This is a genomic window from Mesorhizobium sp. P3_A9, assembly GCF_056402975.1.
This window is the reverse complement of record NZ_JBFUGJ010000741.1, coordinates 1-934: the sequence shown is the minus strand read 5'-3', so window position 1 is coordinate 934 and position 934 is coordinate 1. Positions and strand designations below refer to the sequence as shown.

Genomic DNA, 934 nt, shown 5'->3' with positions numbered 1-934 from the left:
GGGCAGGATACCCCGATCAGGAATGGCGCTTCGCGTTACCAGCCCATCCATTCGCGGGTGCGCCAGGCAAGGCCGGCGAACGGCGCCATCAGCGCGATGACGACAAACACCAGTGTGAAGGGATGCTTGGTCACGGAGGGTCGGGGAGCCATGTCGCGATCGTCCTTGCTCTGGATTCGTTTGGGAAATGTCGGGCACAACGTCATCACCGCGACATGGTTGCATCCGATCCAGGCCACCTCGAACGCCTGTTGGAACCGGAAACCGGCACCGGCGTTTTCTGGTGTGACCGGTGAGGCTGCCACCTCCACCGGCACAGTCTAAGGCTCGCTCTGCTCCCGGCAGTGCGGGCCTTTTTCGTGTGCCGGAAAACGGCTTCTGGAACGACACCGTTCGTTCAACGTTAGCTCTTCCTAAGGCAATGAACGGACTGCGCCCTTCGTAAGAGCACGCTGATGCTCTTGCGAGGGAGTAATGTTGTGCCACAATAGAACATTTCCTAATAACTCGCGGGATTTCTGTAGAGCATTAGACTTACTCATCACGTATATTGACAGATAAATCGAAATCCTTCGCGAAATTCGCATGTTTATTTTGAAAATCGGGATGGAACCTAGCTGCGGTCGCCGAGTTTCCCTGCAGGGTGCAACCCAGATAGCTAGTATGGAGATTTGTTATGAAACATTATCTTTCGAGTGCGGCAGCCGCGATCGTCCTGATGGGCGGCATTGGTGCGGCCGTGGCGGACACCATCGTCGTTCAGCCGGAGCAGGAGACGGTGGTTCGCGAATACGTCAAGAAACAGCCGCTGGCGTCGGTCAATCTGCTCGGCCTCGAGCTGAAGCTCGGCTCGCCGGTGCCGGACACGGTCGAACTGCGTGAGGTGCCTGACGTCAAGTACCGCGTCGCGGTGATCAACGACCAGACTGTGCTC

The 934-nt window shown here is 57.3% G+C and carries 2 protein-coding genes; one reads left to right on the top strand and one right to left on the bottom strand.

Annotation, left to right across the window (positions count from 1 at the left end):
* Positions 1-35: 35 nt before the first annotated feature.
* Positions 36-239: a hypothetical protein gene (locus AC1DX0_RS36430; RefSeq protein WP_477359411.1), complete on the bottom strand. Its 204-nt coding sequence runs from the start codon at positions 237-239 to the stop codon at positions 36-38.
* A gap of 437 nt (positions 240-676) precedes the next feature.
* Between AC1DX0_RS36430 and AC1DX0_RS36425 the strand changes: the two genes are divergently transcribed.
* On the top strand, positions 677-934 hold a 258-nt coding region (locus AC1DX0_RS36425; RefSeq protein ID WP_477359408.1), incomplete at its 3' end, for a DUF1236 domain-containing protein.